The organism is Klebsiella electrica, assembly GCF_006711645.1.
Classification (GTDB): domain Bacteria; phylum Pseudomonadota; class Gammaproteobacteria; order Enterobacterales; family Enterobacteriaceae; genus Klebsiella; species Klebsiella electrica.
In genome coordinates, this window is the sequence record NZ_CP041247.1 from 3,436,642 (window position 1) to 3,457,196 (window position 20,555).

General features: G+C 55.5%; 19 protein-coding genes. 10 read left to right on the plus strand and 9 right to left on the minus strand.

Going from position 1 to position 20,555, the window contains the following annotated elements:
* The first annotated feature begins 96 nt into the window (after positions 1 to 96).
* Both sulA and ompA read left to right on the plus strand, forming a co-directional pair.
* A complete protein-coding gene (gene sulA, locus Electrica_RS16515; RefSeq protein ID WP_100685619.1) occupies positions 97 to 606 on the plus strand; it encodes an SOS-induced cell division inhibitor SulA in 510 nt (169 codons plus the stop codon).
* A gap of 352 nt (positions 607 to 958) precedes the next feature.
* A complete protein-coding gene (gene ompA, locus Electrica_RS16520) occupies positions 959 to 2,032 on the plus strand; it encodes a porin OmpA (protein WP_100685640.1) in 1,074 nt (357 codons plus the stop codon).
* 105 nt (positions 2,033 to 2,137) lie between these two features.
* Here ompA and matP read toward each other — a convergent pair whose 3' ends face one another.
* Complete coding sequence (gene matP / locus Electrica_RS16525) at positions 2,138 to 2,590, minus strand: macrodomain Ter protein MatP (RefSeq protein ID WP_004860155.1); 453 nt, start codon at positions 2,588 to 2,590, stop codon at positions 2,138 to 2,140.
* Between the two features lie 185 nt (positions 2,591 to 2,775).
* Between matP and Electrica_RS16530 the strand changes: the two genes are divergently transcribed.
* Both Electrica_RS16530 and fabA read left to right on the plus strand, forming a co-directional pair.
* Positions 2,776 to 4,533 carry an AAA family ATPase gene (locus tag Electrica_RS16530; protein ID WP_141964983.1) on the plus strand — a complete coding sequence of 586 codons (1,758 nt, stop codon included), beginning with the start codon at positions 2,776 to 2,778 and terminating at the stop codon, positions 4,531 to 4,533.
* A 69-nt stretch (positions 4,534 to 4,602) separates the two neighbouring features.
* Positions 4,603 to 5,121 (plus strand): bifunctional 3-hydroxydecanoyl-ACP dehydratase/trans-2-decenoyl-ACP isomerase, encoded by a 519-nt coding sequence (fabA, locus tag Electrica_RS16535; protein ID WP_100685616.1) that lies wholly within the window; start codon positions 4,603 to 4,605, stop codon positions 5,119 to 5,121.
* Between the two features lie 67 nt (positions 5,122 to 5,188).
* Here fabA and rmf read toward each other — a convergent pair whose 3' ends face one another.
* From rmf to rlmKL, 6 genes are all read right to left on the minus strand, one after another.
* Entirely contained in the window at positions 5,189 to 5,356 is a 168-nt protein-coding gene (gene rmf, locus Electrica_RS16540) for a ribosome modulation factor (RefSeq protein ID WP_004871568.1), read from the minus strand.
* Between the two features lie 255 nt (positions 5,357 to 5,611).
* The gene (pqiC, locus tag Electrica_RS16545) at positions 5,612 to 6,172 is read right to left on the minus strand and encodes a membrane integrity-associated transporter subunit PqiC (protein ID WP_131048347.1); all 561 of its coding nucleotides are present in this window, start codon (positions 6,170 to 6,172) and stop codon (positions 5,612 to 5,614) included.
* Positions 6,172 to 7,809 (minus strand): intermembrane transport protein PqiB, encoded by a 1,638-nt coding sequence (gene pqiB, locus Electrica_RS16550; RefSeq protein WP_100685613.1) that lies wholly within the window; start codon positions 7,807 to 7,809, stop codon positions 6,172 to 6,174. The genes pqiC and pqiB overlap by 1 nt, the downstream gene beginning before the upstream one ends.
* On the minus strand, positions 7,799 to 9,067 hold the full coding sequence (gene pqiA, locus Electrica_RS16555) for a membrane integrity-associated transporter subunit PqiA (RefSeq protein WP_100685612.1): 1,269 nt from the start codon (positions 9,065 to 9,067) through the stop codon (positions 7,799 to 7,801). The genes pqiB and pqiA overlap by 11 nt, the downstream gene beginning before the upstream one ends.
* Positions 9,068 to 9,081: 14 nt before the next feature.
* Positions 9,082 to 10,989, minus strand: a complete 1,908-nt coding sequence (locus tag Electrica_RS16560; protein WP_100685611.1) for an ABC transporter ATP-binding protein — start codon at positions 10,987 to 10,989, stop codon at positions 9,082 to 9,084.
* Between the two features lie 12 nt (positions 10,990 to 11,001).
* The gene (gene rlmKL / locus Electrica_RS16565) at positions 11,002 to 13,107 is read right to left on the minus strand and encodes a bifunctional 23S rRNA (guanine(2069)-N(7))-methyltransferase RlmK/23S rRNA (guanine(2445)-N(2))-methyltransferase RlmL (protein WP_100685610.1); all 2,106 of its coding nucleotides are present in this window, start codon (positions 13,105 to 13,107) and stop codon (positions 11,002 to 11,004) included.
* Between the two features lie 98 nt (positions 13,108 to 13,205).
* Here rlmKL and Electrica_RS16570 point away from each other — a divergent pair, with 98 nt between their 5' ends.
* Complete coding sequence (locus tag Electrica_RS16570; protein WP_141964984.1) at positions 13,206 to 14,315, plus strand: YcbX family protein; 1,110 nt, start codon at positions 13,206 to 13,208, stop codon at positions 14,313 to 14,315.
* A 6-nt stretch (positions 14,316 to 14,321) separates the two neighbouring features.
* Here Electrica_RS16570 and zapC read toward each other — a convergent pair whose 3' ends face one another.
* Together zapC and pyrD are read right to left on the minus strand one after the other, a co-directional pair.
* Positions 14,322 to 14,864 carry a cell division protein ZapC gene (gene zapC, locus Electrica_RS16575; RefSeq protein ID WP_100685639.1) on the minus strand — a complete coding sequence of 181 codons (543 nt, stop codon included), beginning with the start codon at positions 14,862 to 14,864 and terminating at the stop codon, positions 14,322 to 14,324.
* A gap of 166 nt (positions 14,865 to 15,030) precedes the next feature.
* Positions 15,031 to 16,041, minus strand: a complete 1,011-nt coding sequence (pyrD, locus tag Electrica_RS16580; RefSeq protein WP_100685608.1) for a quinone-dependent dihydroorotate dehydrogenase — start codon at positions 16,039 to 16,041, stop codon at positions 15,031 to 15,033.
* Between the two features lie 251 nt (positions 16,042 to 16,292).
* Between pyrD and ssuE the strand changes: the two genes are divergently transcribed.
* From ssuE to ssuB, 5 genes are read left to right on the plus strand one after another with little or no spacing between them, the layout of a single operon-like run.
* Positions 16,293 to 16,868, plus strand: coding sequence for an NADPH-dependent FMN reductase (gene ssuE, locus Electrica_RS16585; RefSeq protein ID WP_100685607.1), 576 nt, complete (start codon positions 16,293 to 16,295; stop codon positions 16,866 to 16,868).
* On the plus strand, positions 16,861 to 17,823 hold the full coding sequence (locus tag Electrica_RS16590) for a sulfonate ABC transporter substrate-binding protein (protein WP_141964985.1): 963 nt from the start codon (positions 16,861 to 16,863) through the stop codon (positions 17,821 to 17,823). Before ssuE ends, Electrica_RS16590 begins: the two co-directional genes overlap by 8 nt.
* Positions 17,820 to 18,965: an FMNH2-dependent alkanesulfonate monooxygenase gene (gene ssuD, locus Electrica_RS16595; RefSeq protein WP_131048343.1), complete on the plus strand. Its 1,146-nt coding sequence runs from the start codon at positions 17,820 to 17,822 to the stop codon at positions 18,963 to 18,965. Before Electrica_RS16590 ends, ssuD begins: the two co-directional genes overlap by 4 nt.
* Before the next feature lie 10 nt (positions 18,966 to 18,975).
* Positions 18,976 to 19,767 (plus strand): aliphatic sulfonate ABC transporter permease SsuC, encoded by a 792-nt coding sequence (ssuC, locus tag Electrica_RS16600; RefSeq protein WP_141964986.1) that lies wholly within the window; start codon positions 18,976 to 18,978, stop codon positions 19,765 to 19,767.
* Positions 19,764 to 20,537: an aliphatic sulfonates ABC transporter ATP-binding protein gene (ssuB, locus tag Electrica_RS16605; RefSeq protein ID WP_100685603.1), complete on the plus strand. Its 774-nt coding sequence runs from the start codon at positions 19,764 to 19,766 to the stop codon at positions 20,535 to 20,537. The genes ssuC and ssuB overlap by 4 nt, the downstream gene beginning before the upstream one ends.
* Positions 20,538 to 20,555 lie beyond the last annotated feature (18 nt).

Here is a 20,555-nt window from a genome sequence, read left to right on the forward strand (position 1 = left end):
TACAATTTTCAACCAACGAAGTGATAAATGAGGTTGATCTTTTCCCCTGTCGGATATACTGTATATTCATACAGCAACCCACAGGCGGGATAGACTATGTTTACTTCAGCTTACGCAAATCGTTCATCACTGACTTCTGCTTCAGTACGTCGCCCCTCACATGACGTCGCCGAACAACCGGCCAGCGGGCTGATCAGTGAAATTGTCTACCGTGAAGATCAACCGATGATGACGCAATTACTGCTGCTACCTTTATTGCAGCAACTCGGCCAGCAGTCTCGCTGGCAGCTCTGGCTGACGCCGAAGCAGAAATTGAGTCGCGAATGGGTTCAGTCTTCCGGATTACCGCTGTCGAAGGTTATGCAGATTAATCAGCTCTCCCCTTACAATACCGTCGAATCGATGATCCGTGCGCTGCGCACAGGGAATTACAGCGTGGTGATTGGCTGGCTGGCCGATGAGCTGACGGCGGAAGAGCATGAACGCCTGGTTATCGCCGCGCAAGAGGGTCACGCAATGGGGTTTATCATGCGGCCGGTTGGAAATACGAACCAGGCAGGGAGACAACTCAGCGGGCTAAAAATTCACTCTAATTTGTACCATTAAGCCAAATTAGGATTAATCCTGGAATTTTTTTTGCTTACAGCAATACCCTTTTCGAAAAAGGGTGATTTGTAGCGGAATGCCTGTCTGATGCGGTTTCGCGGCTTTATCCGCTGATTGAAAATCAACCATATTTGTTAAATGTTGTGTACACAACCCTTTTTTTTCATATGCCTGACGGAGTTCACACTTGTAAGTTTCGAACTAAGTTGTAGACTTTACATCGCCAGGGGTGATCGGCTTACGCTGCATGTATCAGCATAGTTAACAACAAGTCACGCCCCGGGTGAAGGATTTAACCGTGAGGTCTTTTGTAACTTCATGGCGAATTTTGGATGATAATGAGGCGCAAAAAATGAAAAAGACAGCTATCGCGATTGCAGTGGCACTGGCTGGCTTCGCTACCGTAGCGCAGGCCGCACCGAAAGATAACACCTGGTATGCAGGTGGTAAACTGGGCTGGTCCCAGTATCACGATACCGGTTTCTACGGTAACGGTTTCCAGAACAACAATGGCCCGACCCGTAACGATCAGCTGGGCGCTGGTGCGTTCGGTGGTTATCAGGTTAACCCGTACCTCGGTTTTGAAATGGGTTACGACTGGCTGGGCCGTATGGCTTATAAAGGCAGCGTAGACAACGGCGCTTTCAAAGCTCAGGGCGTTCAGCTGACTGCTAAACTGGGTTACCCGATCACTGACGATCTGGACATCTACACCCGTCTGGGTGGTATGGTCTGGCGTGCAGATTCTAAAGGTAACTACGCTTCTACCGGCGTTTCCCGCAGCGAACACGACACTGGCGTATCCCCGGTATTTGCTGGTGGTTTAGAGTGGGCTGTGACTCGTGACATCGCTACCCGTCTGGAATACCAGTGGGTTAACAACATCGGTGACGCAGGTACCGTTGGTACTCGTCCTGACAACGGCATGCTGAGCCTGGGTGTTTCTTACCGTTTCGGTCAGGATGAAGCACCGGCTCCGGTTGTTGCACCAGCTCCGGCTCCGGCTCCGGAAGTGACGACTAAGCACTTCACTCTGAAGTCTGACGTTCTGTTCAACTTCAATAAAGCTACCCTGAAACCAGAAGGTCGACAGGCTCTGGATCAGCTGTACACCCAGCTGAGCAACATGGATCCGAAAGACGGTTCCGCAGTGGTTCTGGGCTACACCGACCGTATCGGTTCTGACGCTTACAACCAGCAGCTGTCTGAGAAACGTGCTCAGTCCGTTGTTGACTACTTGGTGTCTAAAGGTATCCCGGCTGGCAAAATCTCCGCACGTGGCATGGGTAAATCCAACCCGGTTACTGGCGCTACCTGTAACAACGTGAAAGCTCGCGCTGCACTGATCGACTGCCTGGGTCCAGATCGTCGCGTAGAGATCGAAGTTAAAGGTTACAAAGACGTAGTAACTCAGCCGCAGGCTTAAGTTTTACTACCGATAAAAAACCCCGCTTTGCGGGGTTTTTTTTGGCCTGAATTCGGATATCAACACAGAGCCAGGCCCAGTACCACTTTGCCCTGTCCTCTGCAGCTATTCTTTTCCCAGCAGCACCTGCAAATCGTGCTTCAGGCTGGACATTTTACTGGCGTACTTCTCTTTATGCTCCGCGTCTTCAATCAACTGTACGATGGTTTCAGACAGGGTTTTCCCACGCCGCTGCGCGAGTCCCGCAAGACGCTGCCAGACGATAAACTCCAGGTCGATCGATTTTTTACGCGTATGCAGATGCTCCGCGTTGAAGTGCCGTTTCCGACGCGCGCGGATTGTCTGCTTCATCCGGTTCATTAACTCCGGATTCATATGCTGCTCAATCCAGGTATGCACCAGAACAGGTTCATTTTCGAGCGTCAGTAAGACATCGACCGCGGCTTTCGCTGCGCTGGCTTCAATGTAGCGGGTAATCAACTCACCTTCCCGGTGTTTTTTTACCAGATATTTCCATTTCCAGCCGCTTTCAAGATTTTCCAGTTGTTGATATTTCATTGCGATCTCAATGTGACCGTGTAACTCATTTCAGGATATCAGTTTTTTCCCAATGTGCTGAGAATAAATCATCATTCGTGATGCAGGTAACCCGGTAATCACCACGGCAGACGCAATCCCCCGTGTGCTCAGACGCAGCATAAGGTATAATCGCGCGTTTTACATCTGACTAAAAAACAGCGACTTTGACCATTACGAAACTTACCCGAAACGACCTTGCTCCTGATACGGAAAGTTATCAGGCGCTGTTTGCACAAGCCGATTTATCCCAGGCAGAAGATGGCCTCTCCGGCGAACTGCAGCCCCGTTTATTCTATGGTCTGGAGCAGCTTCTGGTGACTCCGACCATTTCGCCATTCATGCTGGTGAAGGCCCCGGAAGAACCGGAATACCTGCAGTGGCTGGCGACGGAAACGCGAACCTTACATGAACCTGCCGCACCGCTCTACGGTGTGCGCTATCAGGTTAATGGCGGCAACGTCACCCTCACCCCGGCTAAAGCTGCCGATGATAATTTTGCCAGCTCCGCGCCGGTTGAATCTACCGACTGGGCAGAAGCAGAGCAGCTCTTTGGCTGCGTACGGCAATTTAACGGCGAAATCACTCTCCAGCCAGGTCTGGTACACCGCGCCAACGGCGGCGTGCTGATTATCTCTTTGCGTGCGTTACTGGCTCAGCCGCTGCTGTGGATGCGCCTGAAAAGTATGGTCACTCGCCAGCGCTTTGACTGGTTGTCCATTGATGAGTCGCGTCCTCTGCCGGTCGCGATTCCCTCTATGCCGCTCAGCCTGAAGGTGATTCTGGTGGGTGAACGTGATTCATTGGCCGATTTCCAGGAGATGGAGCCCGAACTCTCCGCCCAGGCGATTTACAGTGAATACGAAGAGAATATCCAGATTGCCGATGCCGACACGCTCAAGCTGTGGTGTCAGTGGGTAGGCAAAAATGCGCAGCAGCTCGGACTACCGGGACTGGCCGCTGACGCCTGGCCCCTGCTGATTGAGGAAGCCGCGCGTTATACCGGCGATCAGGAGACATTACCGCTGTGCCCGCTGTGGATAGCCCGCCAGCTGCGCGAGGCTGCGGCGTTTTGCGAAGGTGGCCAAATCACCGCAGAAGAGATGCAAACCATGCTGGCTCGTCGCGAGTGGCGTGAAGGCTACCTCGCCGAACGGATTCAGGATGAAATCCTGCAAGAACAGATAATGATTGAGACCGAAGGCGAATGCATCGGCCAGATTAACGCCTTGTCGGTCATCGAATTCCCCGGACATCCGCGTCCGTTTGGCGAACCGTCGCGCATCAGCTGCGTCGTGCATATCGGCGACGGTGAGTTTATCGACGTTGAACGTAAGGCGGAGCTGGGCGGCAACATTCATGCCAAAGGCATGATGATCATGCAGGCGTTCCTGATGTCCGAGCTGGAACTCGAACAGCAGCTCCCCTTCACGGCTTCGCTGACCTTTGAACAGTCCTACAGTGAAGTCGATGGCGACAGCGCCTCGATGGCCGAACTGTGCGCGCTGATCAGCGCTCTCGCTGGCGTGCCGATTAATCAGAGCATTGCCATTACGGGTTCCGTCGATCAGTTTGGTCGCGTGCAGCCGGTAGGCGGCCTTAATGAGAAGATCGAAGGCTTTTTCACCATTTGTCAGCAGCGCGGATTAACCGGTAAGCAAGGGGTGATTATTCCTGCGGCAAATATCCGCCACCTGAGTCTGGCGGCAGAACTCCGGCAGGCCGTCGCTGACGAGCAGTTTTTCATCTGGGCGGTGGAAGATGTCACGGAAGCGCTGCCTGTTCTGACCCAGCTGCTATGGGATGGCGAAGGGCAAACTTTACGGCAAACCATTCAGGAACGGATCGCGCAGGCGACGCAGCAAGAGAGTCGTCATCGTTTTCCGTGGCCGCTACGCTGGTTAGGCGGTTCAGGTTCCAACTGATCGGACTTGTTCAGCTTACACGTGTTAGCTATCCTGCGTCCCGAACTCAAAATAAGGCTTACTGAAAACATGGTAGATAAACGCGAATCCTATACGAAAGAAGACCTTCTTGCCTCTGGCCGTGGTGAACTGTTTGGCGCAAAAGGCCCACAGTTACCTGCGCCGAATATGCTGATGATGGACCGCGTCATCAAAATGACCGAGACCGGTGGTAACTACGATAAAGGTTATGTTGAAGCAGAACTCGATATTAACCCGGACCTGTGGTTCTTCGGTTGCCACTTTATCGGCGATCCGGTTATGCCTGGCTGTCTGGGACTGGATGCCATGTGGCAGTTGGTTGGCTTCTACCTCGGCTGGTTAGGCGGCGAGGGTAAAGGGCGTGCGTTAGGCGTAGGTGAAGTTAAACTCACAGGCCAGGTGCTGCCAACGGCAAAAAAAGTGACCTACCGCATTCATTTCAAACGTGTGATAAACCGCCGTTTGATTATGGGCCTGGCGGATGGTGAAGTGCTGGTTGACGATCGTCTGATCTACACCGCAACCGATCTGAAAGTGGGTCTGTTCCAGGATACGTCTGCATTCTGATAAGCAGCGATAGCTTGAAAAAGGCGAAGCCCCCGCTATGCGGAGGCTTCTTTTTTTAAAGAGACAGTCAGGCAGTTTGTACCCTGTCCTCCATGGCTTCTCGCCAGCCTCCTAGCCAGTAGGACCTTTGGTTCAAGGTCTGGTAGGGACACATTTCTTTCGATCTTCCGGTTATCCCGGCCTGGTATCCACGTTGATGTGCCCGTTCCAGGCGATCTCGTTTTTGTCTCTTCATGCCTCGTTTCCCTCATTATTTGATCTGGTGGAAAAGAAAACAGTGGTCACTAAATATGCAACCACGGTTAACGAATACCGCGAATCAGGGGCAACGTCAATGCGCAAAATTCACGCCATTGTCATAATTGTGAGCTACATGAAAATTCATTTGTACAAAAAATGTGAACCGGCACAAGTAACGACCTGACGAGACAAATAAAAAACCGCGGTGGTTTTTCAGTCCACCGCGGCGCTTCATTTTCATTCATTTTACTTATGGCAGGCGATTCAATTCGCTGGCAATTGCCGTGGCTTCCTGAGACCAGGCCTGAGCCAGGGTCTTCACCATGGCATCATAGCCATCCTGCTGCTGCTTAAGCTCAATGTTAAACGGGCGCTTAATCAACTGTCCCTGATGCTTCAGCAGCCACTCGCCGCTGACGATGACCCGCCCATCGTAACGGCCATGAAAGCCATTGACCGCCACGTTGAGCGTATCCTGATCGCTGCCGAGAGGCTGCGAAGCAACTACCCAACCCGGGAGTTGCGCACTCAGATTCGCCACCAGCGTAGTACGCAGCTGCTGATCGAGCGGGCTGGCCCACAGATTGTTACTGGCTATGACATACTGCACGTCGCTGGTCTGATAGACCACACCGTTGCCCGCCAGATAATCCGGGATACTGACCTGTTCAACCCACAGCAGGTTTTTGCTTTGGTGGGCGGTGCTTTGCGCGCCGCTTTGTCCAACCGGAAGCTGATAGTAGGTTTTATTCTCCCCACTGCTGCAAGCCGCCAGCGCACAGGCCGCAGCCACGATTAACCATTTTTTCATTATTTCGCTCCCTTCGGCTGAGGATCTTTTTTATCCTTCGCCTCAAATACAAGCGCGTTGCTCTTATCATTGAGCGTTTTCAGTACCGGCTGCAGTTCGCGAAGAACCTGATCCAGGCGCTGCATATCTGCCACCATCTTATTGTATGCCGCCGAACCGGGCTGGAAGCCCTGCATGCTGCGGTTCAATTCGCGCAGCGTATTCTGCATATCGGCAGGAAGCTGCTGCATTGACGGGCTTGCCGCTATCTTGTTCAGGCTATCCAGCGTGGTCTGAACGTGCTGCATCGTTTTTTCACTTTGCGCCAGCGTGGTGGTCGCTTGCTCCAGCAGCGGATTTATCGGCAGGTTGTTAATCTTATCCAGCGCGTCCATCAGGCGCTGCTGGATCTGCGCCAGACCACCGCTGATTGTTGGAATGATCGGATAGGTTCCAAACTCCCGGATCTTGCCGCGCGCAGGCGCTTTCGGATAGAAATCGAGATCGATGTACAGCGCGCCGGTCACCAGGTTGCCTGTTTTCAGCGATCCCCGCAGGCCGCGGTTAATCAGATCATCAATATGCGTACGGATATCGAGATCGCCGCCGAGCTGACTGATCAGCCGTTCTGGTTCAATACGGACTTCCACCGGGATGCGATAGTCTTCGTTCAGGTGCTGATACAGTCCTGGAATAAAGAACGGCACTTTACCGACGGTACCTAAGCGGATTCCACGGAACTCGACCGGCGCCCCCGGCTGCAGGCCGCGCACGGAGTCTTTAAAGAACATGACGTAATCAATATGCTGGGTAAAGACGGAATCCTGAATGCTCTTCTGATCGTCGAAGAGATGGTAGCCCGTTTTGTTCGCCACCGGTTCTCCCATATCCAGACCTTCCGGGATATCAAAGCTGACGCCGCCGCCGAACAGGGTCGCCAGCGATCCCATCTCCACGCGCATCCCGGACGAAGAGAGATCGACCGCAATGCCGCTGTCTTTCCAGAAGCGAACGTTGGTTGTGACCAGACGATCGTTGGGCGCATTGATAAACAGCTGATAGGTGATGCTGCGCTTTTGCGCATCAAAGGAGCTGGTTTCCACCGAACCAACGCGATAGCCGCGGAAGAGTACCGGGTCGCCAGGCGACAGTTGACCCGCTTTATTACTCTCCAGCAGGATACGGATCCCTTTGGCATCCGGCGAAGCCAGCGGCGGAGAATCCAGCAGCGGGAAACGGGCGGGTTCCCCACCTTTCGTCCCCGGCTGCAGTTCAATGTAGGCCCCGGACAACAGCGTGCCGAGTCCACTGATCCCTTCACGTCCTACCTGCGGTTTGACGACCCAAAATACCGAATCTTCATGCAACAGTTTCTTCATGCCGGCGTTCAGCCGGGCTTTAATCTCTACGTGCGTCAAATCGTCGGTCAGCGTGGCGCTCTCGACTACCCCGACATCCACGCTGCGGCTTTTAATCCGGGTTTTACCCCCTTCAATCCCTTCAGCATTGGTGGTGATCAGCGTCACCTCCGGTCCTTGATGGCTGTAGTGATAAAAAAGAATCCACGCGCCGATTAGCACAGTGACGATGGGGAAGATCCACACGGGTGACCAGTTCTTCACCTTTTGCACTTTCGCTTCTCCGCTCTTATTTTCCATGCTGCTGCCTTTCCTCATGGCTTGAATCTGGTTCACGGTCCCACAACAAACGAGGGTCAAAGGTCATGGCTGAGAACATTGTCATGACAACAACGAGCGCAAACATCACCGCCCCTATCGCAGGATAGATACTCATCAACCCTCCCATGCGCACCAGCGCCGAGAGCACCGCGATGACAAAAACATCAATCATTGACCAGCGGCCAACAAACTCCACAATTTCGTAAATCAGGTGCATACGCTCGGAATCGCGCTGCCCGTTACCGTTGGCGTTCCAGCACAGCCAGGCAATGGCGAGCATTTTCAGCGTCGGCACCATAATACTGGCGATAAATATCACCAGCGCCACCGGATACGACCCTTCACTCCACAGCAGGATCACCCCCGCCATGATCGTTGACGGCAATTTATCGCCCAGCAAATCGGTAATCATGATGGGCATGATATTGGCGGGCAGATAAAGAATGCACGAGGTCAGCAGCAGGGCCATCGTCCACTGCAGGCTGTGTTTGCGTCGCGCGGTGCCTTTAGTCTGACAGCGAGGGCAAACGGCTTCATCAACAGCTAAAACCGCGGTACAGCACGAGCATGAACGTAGGCCCTGGCGGAGCCCCGTCACGCCGACCTTCAGCGGCTGCCTCACCGCCGGCATCGGGGCAATATCGTCCCACAACCAGCGTCGGTCTACGCACTGCAGCGCACGCAGTTGCAGCAGGCAGAACAAACACCAGGGGATAAAGCTTAAGCCGACGCCGATATCGCCATATGCCATCAGCTTGACGAAACTCACCAGCACACCGGCGAGAAAAATCTCTGCCATTCCCCAGGTTTTGAGATGAAACAGAATGCGCGCCAGAAACGCCTTCAGCGCGCGCGGCATACGAATACGGTTGACCAGTAGCAGAATGGTGACCAGACAAAAAGCCGGCACCAGCTGTACAAAGAGTACAAAGAAGGTGCCGAGGCTGGCGTAATCTTCGCTAAACAGCACGTCGGGGATTTCCAGCAGCTTGATTTCGCTACTGAGACCGCTCACCCGCATATACACAAAGGGGAACAGGTTGGCCAGCAGCAGCATAAACAACGCCACCAGCGCATAGGCTGTGGGACGCTGCCGGGGCGCGTCCCATGAAGTTGTCAGCGTCGTACCGCAGCGCGGGCACACGGCTTTCTGGCGATGCTCCAGCTGCGGCAAAGCCACCAGCAAATCACATTGTGGGCACAGAATATGCCGCGCAGCATGATGATTATCGCACATGAAAACTCCTCAGCTTATGCGCCGTTTTTTAATCCTTCGAGATATTCCCAGCGTTCAAAGGCCGTTTCCAGCGCCTGTTCCGCTTCGGCCAGCTGTGCCAGCACCTGCTGCGTATGGTCGTGTGACTGGCCAAAGAAAGAAGGGTCGGCAACCTGCTCCTGCAGAGTTTGCAGCCGGGTTTCCAGTTCTTCGAGCCGTTGCGGCAACTGTTCCAGTTCGCGCTGCAGGTTATAGCTTAGTTTGCCTGACGCTCGTTTGACACTTTCTGCTTTCTGTTGGCTAACTTCTACCGTCTTTTTGGTAGTCTGCTGCTTTTGCGCCAGATACTGCGCCTGCTGACCGCGGGCGTCGTGGTAGCCGCCGACATATTGCCCGATGCGCCCTTCCCCTTCGAAGATCCAGCACTCGGTGACGGTGTTATCGACGAATTGACGGTCGTGGCTGACCAGCATCACGGTGCCCTGATAGCCGTCAACCAGCTCTTCCAGCAGTTCGAGGGTTTCGACATCCAGATCGTTTGTCGGCTCATCGAGGATCAGCAGGTTGCTGGGCTTCAGGAACAGACGCGCCAGCAGCAGACGGTTACGCTCGCCGCCGGACAGCGCGCGCACCGGGGTCATCGCGCGTTTCGGATGGAACATAAAGTCCTGCAGGTAGCCCAGAACGTGGCGCGGCTTGCCGTTGACCATCACTTCCTGCTTGCCTTCCGCAAGGTTGTCCATCACCGTTTTATCCGGGTCAAGCTCCGCGCGGTGCTGGTCGAAATAGGCCACTTCCAGCTTAGTCCCGACGTGAATACGTCCGCTATCCGCTTTCAGCTGACCCAGCATCAATTTCAGCAGCGTGGTTTTCCCGCAGCCGTTCGGGCCAATCAGGGCAATTTTGTCACCGCGCTGGATCTGGGCGCTGAAATCCTTAACCAGCACCTTGCCATCAACCTGGTAGTTGACGTCCTCCATTTCGAAGACAATCTTGCCCGAGCGTGCGGCCTCTTCGACCTGCATCCTGGCGCTGCCCATCACTTCACGGCGCTCGCCACGTTCGCGGCGCATGGCTTTCAGGGCCCGCACACGCCCTTCGTTACGGGTACGACGCGCTTTGATCCCCTGACGGATCCACACCTCTTCCTGCGCCAGTTTGCGATCGAACTCCGCATTCTGGAGCTCTTCCACGCGCAGCGCTTCTTCTTTATCCAGCAGATACTGATCGTAGTTCCCCGGATAGGTCACCAGCTTGCCGCGATCGAGATCGACAATTCGCGTCGCCATATTGCGAATAAAGGAACGGTCGTGCGAGATGAAAATAATGGTCCCTTTGAAGGTCTTGAGGAAACCTTCCAGCCAGTCAATGGTTTCAATATCAAGGTGGTTGGTCGGTTCATCGAGCAGCAGCACGCGCGGCCCGCTGACCAGAGCACGGCCGAGCGCCGCTTTACGCAGCCAGCCGCCGGAGAGTGAGGAGAGCTCGGCGTTGGCATCGAGATTAAGCTGCTCCAGCACTTCGTTGATACGGCTGTCGAGCTGCCACAGCCCTAAATTATCCAGCTGCTCCTGCAGACGCGCCAGTTCATTCAGGTTCTTGTCGCTCGGATCGGTCATCACCAGCTGTGAAACATCGTGATAGCCTTTGAGGTAGGCCGCCTGCTCGGCGATGCCTTCCGCAACGAAATCATAGACGGTGCCGGTCACGTTACGCGGCGGATCCTGCTGCAGTCGCGCGACAACCAGATCCTGCTCATAAATAATGCGCCCGTCATCCAGCCCCTGCTCCCGGTTAAGGATTTTCATCAGGGTGGATTTACCCGCGCCATTGCGCCCGACCAGGCAGACGCGTTCGTTATCTTCGATATGCAACTCGGCATTATCCAGCAACGGAGAGTCGCTGAAGGAGAGCCAGGCACCATGCATACTAATCAATGACATTCTTTATTCCTTTCAGGCTGCGGTAATCAGCCAGCAGTTGTGGATCTGACGGTTACGGGCGAAATCCTGAGACAGCGTTTTTTGGCTAATTTCTTGCGCTTTCAGCCCCAGCTGCGCCAGCCCGTCATGATCCATACGGAAACCGCGTTTGTTATTCGAGAACATAATGGTGCCGCCTTTACGCAGCAGACGTTTGAGATCCGTCATCAGACGCAGGTGATCGCGCTGCACGTCGAAGGCATCTTCCATGCGTTTTGAGTTAGAGAACGTTGGCGGATCGATAAAGATCAGATCGAACTGTTCATCGCTATCGCGCAGCCAGCTCAGCACGTCAGCCTGCATCAGGCGATGCGCGCGCCCGGTTAAGCCGTTGAGGCGCAGGTTACGTTCGGCCCATTCGAGATAAGTACGCGACATATCGACGGTGGTCGTCGAACGCGCCCCGCCGAGGCCGGCATGAACGCTGGCGCTGCCGGTATAGGAAAAGAGGTTGAGGAAGTCTTTCCCTTTGCTCATCTGGCCCAACATACGACGCGCAATACGGTGGTCAAGGAACAGACCGGTATCCAGATAGTCGGTCAGGTTGACCCACAGACGCGCGTTATACTCCTGAACCTCAAGGAAATCGCCCTTCTCGGCCATTTTCTGATACTGGTTTTTGCCTTTCTGCCGCTCGCGGGTTTTCAGCACCAGTTTGTTCGGCGCAATGCCGAGCACGGAGATCGTCGCGGCGATAACATCGAACAGACGTTGACGCGCTTTATGCGCATCCACCGTTTTCGGCGGCGCATACTCCTGTACCACAACCCACTCGCCGTAGCGGTCGATCGCGACGTTATACTCCGGCAGATCGGCATCATACAGGCGGTAACACTCGATCCCTTCCTGACGTGCCCATTTCTCGTATTTCTTCAGGTTTTTGCGCAGACGGTTAGCGAAGTCTTCCGCCAGGGAGACCGCGCCGCTGCCGTCGTTTTCCGCCAGGTGGTAGTTCTTCTGTACGCAGTCCAGCGGGCCATTCTTGGCTTTAAACTGCTTGTCCGCGCGCAATTGCAGACAGCTAAGAAGCTCCGGCGAAGCGCTGAACAGCGACAGATTCCAGCCGCCGAACTGGGTTTTCATCGTCCGCCCAAGCAGGCTATGCAGGGCAATCAGCGCCGGCTCGCTTTCAAGACGTTCGCCGTACGGCGGGTTGCTGATAACGGTGCCGTACGGGCCTTTTGGCAGCGGGTTGCTGAGTTGGGCAACATCTTTCGCTTCAAATGTAATCAGTTCGCCGACGCCCGCGCGACGGGCGTTGCTGCGCGCGCGTTCAATGACCCGGGTATCGACGTCAGAACCATAGAAACGCGACTCATAGGCCGCCAGCCCTTTACGCGCGCGGGTTTGCGCTTCGGCCTTCACCTCTTTCCAGACCGCGTCATCGTGCTGCAGCCAGCCGTTGAAACCCCAGTGACCGCGATGCAGGCCCGGTGCGCGATCGGTCGCCAGCATGGCGGCTTCAATCAGCAGCGTACCGGAACCGCACATCGGATCGAGCAGCGGCGTTCCCGGAACCCAGCCTGAGCGCATAACGATAGCCGACGCGAGCGTCTCTTTGACAGGCGCCATACCGGTGCCGTCGCGGTAGCCGCGCAGATGCAGACCTTCGCCGCTGAGATCGAGTGAAATATGCGCCGTTTCTTTATTCAGCCAGACATTAATCCGCAGATCGGGATTTTCACGATCGACGTTGGGCCGCGGCAGATTTTTACGCGTAAAGCTGTCGACGATCGCATCTTTAACCTTTAACGCCCCGTACTGACTGTTGCGAATCTCATCGTTCAGTCCGCTAAAATGCACGGCAAAGGTGGCGTCAGGGGTGAAAATCTCCGTCCATGGAATGGCCTGCACCCCGAGGTACAGATCCAGGTCGCTATACACGCTGCACTGGCCCAGCGGCAGCATGATGCGCGAAGCCAGTCGGCTCCACATCAGGCTTTGATACAGCAGGCGCGTATCTCCCTGAAAATGGACCCCGCCCTGGACTACCTGGCAGTCCACCGCGCCAAGTGCTTCCAGTTCAGTTTTTAACAGCTCTTCAAGGCCACGAGCCGTACTGGCAAACAGAGAATTCATATCGTCACTTTTACTAAAAGAAAATTGTTGCGCATTATAGCCAATATGCGCCTCATGTCATAAAGTTAAAGGCTTATTTTTAAGCCCAGAGGCAGCGCATGATAACGCTATCGCGACTTTTTATTCATCCCGTCAAATCCATGCGTGGAATTGGTCTGACGCACGCGTTTGCCGATATTAGCGGCCTGGCCTGCGATCGCGCCTTTATGGTGACGGAAACCGATGGCACCTTTATTACTGCCCGCCAGTTTCCGCAGATGGTGAAGTTTACGCCGTCCCCGTTGCACGACGGTATTCATCTGACGGCGGTAGACGGCAGCAGCGCGATAGTGCGCTTCAGCGATTTTTCGCCGCAGGGAGCGCCGACCGAAGTCTGGGGCAATCACTTCACCGCGCTGATTGCTCCGCCCGCGGTCAACCAGTGGCTCAGCGGTTTCTTTAACCGCGATGTTCAGCTCCGCTGGTTAGGCCCTCACCTCACCCGCCGGGTGAAACGCCATGATGCGGTCCCACTCACCTTTGCCGATGGTTTCCCCTACCTGCTGGCCAACGAAGCCTCGCTGCGCGATCTGCAAAAGCGCTGTCCGGCCAGCGTGCGAATGGAGCAGTTTCGCCCTAACCTGGTGGTGACCGGCGCGGCGGCCTGGGAAGAGGATACCTGGAAAGTGATTCGCATTGGCGAGGTGGTTTTTGATGTGGCAAAACCCTGCAGCCGCTGCGTGCTGACCACCGTCAGTCCGGAGCGGGGGCAAAAGCATCCCTCCGGCGAACCGCTGGCCACCCTGCAACGGTTCCGTACCGCGCTGGATAATGGCGATGTCGATTTTGGGCAAAACCTGATTGCCCGCAACAGCGGCGTAGTGCGCGTGGGCGATGAAGTGGAAGTGCTGACTCGCGGCCCGGCAAAAGCCTACGGCGCAGGCGAAAGCGACGAGAATCCAGAGGTCGTCTCGCAGCCGGATGCCGTGATTGAAATTGAATGGCAGAGACAGCGGTTTAGCGGCAATAATCAGCAGGTATTGCTGGAACAGCTGGAGCAAAAAGGCATTCGCATCCCCTACTCTTGTCGGGCGGGCATTTGCGGCAGTTGCCGCATCAGACTGGAAGAAGGCGAGGTCAGCCCGTTGAAGAAAAACGCGGTCGCTGACGATGGTACGATTCTGTGCTGTAGCTGTATACCGAAAACGGCCTTACGGCTGGTGCCTTAGCGCGTTTTAAACCGCCTGACCCAGGCTGTAGCTGGTCATACCCTGTGCCGGTTGCAGCCTGTCGTTCATGATTTTAATCACATCCCCCAGCTGCATGACTCGCCCGGCGACCGTTACCCCTGGCTGCGCCAGCAGGCAGAGCGCGGCATTTTCGCCCGGTTCAATCACCAGCAGATTCACCTGCTGTCCGCTATCGCTGAGCCAGGCGCTGGCGGCATCGCCGGTGGCGGGCTGCCAGGAGATTTCATGCGTTGTGAAATGCCAGCTTTTTGGCATTTGCGGTTTCAGGAAGCGAATGGCGACCAGCGCGTTGAGAACTAATTCCGCGCGCTGCTCTTTAGATAACTCAATATCGCGACATTTTTCTTCAAAAGAGAAATACAGCGCGGCATCGTCAACACAGAATCCGGAAGGCGCGAAGGCATCGGGCGTCAACATCCGACGCGCAAACCGCGAACGGAACAACATACCATTGGCCAAATCGAGCATCATGCGATCGTGCTCTTCATCGTAATACCAACGCCAGTTATCGTCAGGTTTAATTCGCATCGTTTCCCCGTCCTCTTTCCCGTGCATCTGTAATGCAATGGCAGCCTGCAACAGAATAATTTCCAAAATTAAGAAAAGACTAAAATGTCTAAATAAGCAACAGTGAAGGAATATAAAACAACCAGGGCCGGAAATAAAGCCCTGGGGGGATCAGAGGGGGAAAAGATTAGATATGGGTAACAATTTCTTTAATCAGCGGAGGGCCTTTAAAAATAAATCCGGAATAAATCTGGACGAGGCTTGCACCGGCAGCGATTTTTTCCCGTGCCGCGATCACCGAGTCAATCCCTCCGACTCCGATAATGGGCAAACGACCATTTAATTCTGTCGCCAGCATACGGATAATTTCCGTACTCTTTAATTGCAATGGACGACCGCTGAGGCCACCCGTTTCATCACAGAATTTCATTCCCTGGACCAGCGAACGATCGAGGGTAGTATTGGTGGCAATGACGCCATCAATATTATGCCGAACTAAACTGTCGGCCACCTGGATCAATTCCTCAAGAGAAAGATCCGGGGCGATCTTCACCGCGACAGGGACATATTTTTGATGTTTTTGCTGCAGCTCAAGCTGCTTATTTTTAATACCAGAGAGTAAGTCATCGAGGGCATCGCCGTATTGTAAGGTGCGCAGGCCCGGGGTATTCGGTGAGGAGATATTAATGGCGATATACCCGGCATATGGATAGACTTTTTCCATACAAATCAGATAATCATCTTTACCCTGCTCAACCGGCGTATCTTTATTCTTACCGATATTAATACCGAGAATACCGTCAAAATGCGCCTTTTTTACGTTCTCAACCAGGTTATCAACACCGTGGTTATTAAAGCCCATGCGGTTGATCAAACCTTCAGCATCCACCAGGCGGAAGATCCTCGGCTTATCGTTCCCCGGCTGCGGACGCGGCGTTACGGTACCGATTTCAATGGCGCCAAACCCCATGGCGCCGAGCGCATCAATGCACTCGCCGTTCTTGTCCAGCCCAGCGGCCAGACCCAGCGGGTTTTTAAACGTGAGTCCCATACAGGTGACCGGTTTGGACGGCACCTTCTGACGGACCAGCATTTCCAGCGGCGTACCTGATACACGACGTAATTGTTGAAAAGTAACTTCATGAGCGCGCTCAGGATCGAGCTGAAAAAGGGCTTTACGAACGAAGGGGTAGTACATGAACTCTCCTGGATTCCCGGTGTGCAAACCGGGGGCGTATTATGTTCGATCGACGCCGGAAAGGGAATTGACCTGCGACAAAAAATCTCGCATCCAACGCAAACGTTTACTTTTCTCCCCCCGCATTATGCAATTTTTGACAAAACAAGGGTGGAAAAATCATTTAGGGAAATAAATCGGCTCTGTCACACTGCCAGCAAATGTTATCAATTATAGATAAATGCAAACATTTGGTTATAAGGAGAGAGAAGATGCGTGTTATTACACTTGCGGGCAGTCCGCGTTACCCTTCCCGTTCCAGCGCACTTCTGGAATATGCCAGAGAGACGCTCTCCGCGGCAGACGTTGAAGTCTGCCACTGGCATCTGCAAAATTTTGCTCCGGAAGACCTGCTGTACGCTCGCTTCGATAATCCGGCGTTACATACGCTGAACGAACAGCTGGCCGGCGCCGATGGGCTTATCATCGCCACCCCGGTGTATAAGGCCTCTTTTTCCGGCGCGCTGAAGACGCTGCTCGACCTGCTCCCGGAACGGGCGCTGGAGGGGAAAATCGTCCTGCCGCTGGCGACCGGCGGCACAATTGCCCACATGCTGGCGGTGGATTATGCACTAAAACCGGTGCTCAACGCCCTCAAAGCGCAGGAGATTCTGCACGGCGTGTTCGCTGACGATAGTCAGGTCACCGACTATCAACATAAACCGCAGTTTACCCCTAATCTGCAGGGGCGACTCGATCTGGCGCTGGAGACCTTCTGGCAGGCGCTGCACCGTCCGACCAGCCGCGCTCCCGCGCTCAAGACTCTCCATGGGGTGGAACATGCGTAACCTTCTCAAAACCCTCGCGCTGAGTGGGTTGCTGACGCTATCGGCCCTGAGCCAGGCGGCACAATCCGCGCCGGATGCGCTGCGCATCGGCTACCAAAAAGGCAGCGTCAGTATGGTGCTGGCCAAAAGCCATCAGCTGCTGGAAAAGCGCTACCCAAACACCAAAATCTCGTGGATAGAATTTCCCGCCGGCCCGCAAATGCTTGAGGCGCTAAACGTCGGCAGTATCGATCTGGGCAGTACTGGTGATATCCCACCGATTTTCGCCCAGGCAGCCGGAGCCGATCTGGTTTATGTCGGCGCGGAACCGCCGAAGCCAAAAGCGGAAGTGATTCTGGTCGCGGAAAACAGCCCGATCAAAACCGTCGCTGAACTGAAGGGGCGCAAAGTCGCGTTTCAGAAAGGCTCCAGCTCCCACAACCTGCTGCTCAGAGCACTACAGCAGGCGGGCCTGAAATTCAGCGATATTCAACCCGTTTATCTTGCCCCCGCGGACGCCCGCGCGGCATTTCAACAGGGCAATGTTGATGCCTGGGCTATCTGGGATCCCTACTATTCCGCCGCTCTGCAACAAGCGAGCGCCAGGGTGCTCAAAGACGGAACCGATCTGAAACAAACCGGCTCTTTCTATCTGGCTTCGCGCCCCTATGCGGAGAAAAATGGCGCCTTTATTAGCGGCGTGCTCGACACCTTCAGCCAGGCGGATGCCCTGACGCTGAGCCAACGCCCGCAAAGTATTACCCTGCTGGCAAAAACGATGGGACTCCCTGAAGCGGTGATCGCCAGTTATCTGGACCACCGGCCGCCGACCACCATTACTCCGGTCAGTCGCGAAACCGCCGCCCGGCAGCAGCAAACCGCCGATCTGTTCTACGAGAACAAACTGGTGCCGAAAAAAGTCGATATCCGTACCCGCATCTGGCAGCCCGCAACCGCACAAGGAGCGAAATCATGAGTCTGAATATGTTCTGGTTTTTACCGACCCACGGTGATGGTCGCTACCTGGGAACCGAAGAAGGCGCCCGCCCGGTTGATTACGGCTACCTGCAACAAATTGCGCAAACCGCGGACCGCCTCGGTTTTACCGGCGTGCTGATCCCGACCGGGCGCTCCTGCGAAGATGCGTGGCTGGTTGCCGCTTCGATGATTCCCGTCACCCAGCGCCTGAAATTTCTTGTCGCCCTGCGCCCGAGCGTCACCTCCCCGACGGTCGCCGCCCGCCAGGCCGCGACGCTCGACCGCCTGTCCAACGGCCGGGCATTGTTTAACCTGGTGACCGGCAGCGACCCGCAGGAGCTTGCCGGCGATGGGGTTTTCCTCGACCATACCGAACGTTACGAAGCCTCGGCTGAATTTACTCATATCTGGCGCCGCCTGATGGAAGGCGAAACCGTCACCTTCGATGGAAAACACCAGCGGGTGCGCGGCGCGAAACTGCTGTTTCCGCCCCTGCAGCAGCCGCGTCCGCCGCTCTACTTTGGCGGTTCGTCCGATGTGGCGCAGGAGCTCGCCGCCGGACAGGTCGATCTCTATCTCACCTGGGGAGAACCGCCGGAGCAGGTTGCGGAAAAAATCGCCCAGGTGCGTGAAAAAGCCGCCCGTCACGGTCGTACGGTTCGCTTCGGTATTCGTCTGCATGTCATTGTGCGGGAAACCAATGAAGAAGCCTGGGAAGCGGCCGAAAGCCTCATCTCGCATCTTGATGACGATACCATTGCCCGGGCGCAGGCCGCGTTTGCCAAAACCGATTCCGTCGGACAGCAGCGGATGGCCGCGTTGCACAACGGTCGGCGCGACAAGCTTGAAATCAGCCCTAACCTGTGGGCTGGCGTCGGGCTGGCGCGTGGAGGGGCGGGAACCGCTCTGGTCGGCGATGCGCCTACCGTAGCCAAACGAATCAATGAATATGCGGCGCTGGGTATCGATAGCTTTATCTTCTCCGGCTATCCGCATCTTGAAGAGGCTTATCGCGTCGGCGAACTGCTGTTCCCGCTGCTGGATATCACTATCCCGTCGATTCCTCAGCCGCAGCCTCTGCGCCTGCAGGGCGAGGCAGTGGCCAACGAGTTTATTCCGCGCAAAGTCGCACAAAGCTAAGGAGTACATCATGGCTACGTCCGCGCAAAAACTGCTGCTGCGGGTCGCCCCCTGGCTTCTGCCGGTGGGAACCGTCATCATCTGGCAGCTCGCCTCTTCCGTCGGCTGGCTATCCACCCGCATCCTTCCCTCTCCGGAAGGGGTACTCAAGGCCTTCTGGACGCTTTCTGCCAGCGGCGAACTGTGGCAACACCTGGCCATCAGTTCATGGCGCGCTCTGCTGGGCTTCGCCATCGGCGGCTCCATCGGGCTGGTGCTGGGCCTGATAAGCGGCCTGTCGCGTTGGGGGGAGCGGCTGCTGGATACCTCGATTCAGATGCTGCGCAACGTCCCGCATCTGGCGTTGATTCCGCTGGTTATTTTATGGTTTGGCATTGATGAAAGCGCCAAAATCTTCCTCGTCGCGCTGGGGACCATGTTCCCTATCTACATCAATACCTGGCACGGCATCCGCAATATCGATCGCGGGCTGGTGGAAATGGCGCGTAGCTATGGTCTGTCCGGCTTCGCCCTGTTCCGCCATGTGATTCTGCCGGGGGCCCTGCCCTCGATAATGGTCGGCATCCGCTTCGCTCTCGGGCTGATGTGGTTAACGCTGATTGTCGCCGAAACCATCTCCGCTAACGCCGGCATCGGCTATCTGGCGATGAATGCGCGGGAGTTTTTACAAACGGATGTGGTGGTTGTCGCCATTATTCTTTACGCCATTCTTGGCAAACTGGCCGACGTCAGCGCGCAGCTGCTGGAACGCGCGTGGCTACGCTGGAACCCGGCTTATCATCTTCAGGAGGCCAACGCATGACGACTGCCCGTCTGAACCCAGGGATCCCGCTGTTGCTTAACGGCGTGACCAAACGCTACGGCGAAAATACCATTCTTAACGCACTGGATTTACATATTCCGACCGGGCAGTTTGTCGCGGTGGTCGGGCGCAGCGGCGGCGGCAAAAGTACCCTGCTGCGTCTGCTGGCGGGGCTCGAAAAACCTAACGGCGGCGAGCTGCTGGCCGGTTCAACGCCGCTGGCGCAGGTTCAGGATGACAGCCGCATGATGTTCCAGGACTCGCGGCTGCTGCCGTGGAAATCGGTGATCGACAATGTCGGTCTTGGGCTGAAGGGCCAGTGGCGTGATGCCGCCCTGCAGGCGCTGGCCAGCGTTGGTCTGGAAAACCGCGCCGGTGACTGGCCGGCGGCGCTCTCCGGCGGACAAAAACAGCGCGTTGCGCTGGCCCGCGCGCTGATTCATCGCCCTCGCCTGCTGCTACTCGATGAACCGCTGGGCGCGCTCGATGCGTTAACCCGCCTGGAGATGCAGGATCTGATCGTCTCGCTGTGGGAAGAATACGGTTTTACCGTACTGCTGGTCACCCATGATGTCAGTGAGGCGGTGGCCATGGCGGACCGGGTGCTGTTGATTGAAGAAGGGAAAATTGGCCTTGATGTCGCCGTCGATATTCCGCGGCCGCGGCGTACCGGTTCGGCCAGACTGGCTGAACTGGAAGCCGAAGTACTGAACAGAGTGATGAAACGTGGTAAGAGCGAATCGGCGCCGCGCTTATTGAGCCACGGTTAATCCCGCTGCGCTTACCGG